This is a genomic window from Pantoea sp. CTOTU46764 (assembly GCF_031974595.1).
GTDB classification, from domain to species: domain Bacteria; phylum Pseudomonadota; class Gammaproteobacteria; order Enterobacterales; family Enterobacteriaceae; genus Pantoea; species Pantoea trifolii.
Window position 1 is genome coordinate 1 of the sequence record NZ_DALYOQ010000060.1, and the last position, 279, is coordinate 279.

1 protein-coding gene is annotated in these 279 nt (G+C 65.2%); it reads right to left on the bottom strand.

Annotated elements, in window-relative coordinates:
* Positions 1 to 279, bottom strand: a 279-nt coding sequence (locus RTM06_RS17240) for a hydantoinase B/oxoprolinase family protein (RefSeq protein ID WP_312183840.1), incomplete at both ends; no start/stop codon positions are given.

Consider the following 279-nt stretch of genomic DNA (forward strand, 5'->3'; position numbering starts at 1 on the left):
ATCGAGTTACCGCCCGGCGAATTGGCCGGTAAGCGATCGGGGATTGCCTGTGAAAATACGCCGAGCGTGGCGATTTGCGACAGCGCGCAAGTCAGCGAGCGCATGCCGACCGCCGCCGGGGCTTCGCAGTTCATCACCGTGCCCGGCGGCAGAATGGCGCGCGTTGGCCGCAAAGTGCCGGCGTTGAGCAGCAGGTTACGATCCAGCGTCGACAGCACATACGTCACGCCGACCAGCGCCAACGGATGACCCTCCCGTCCGCCGGTTGGCATGTTCAGC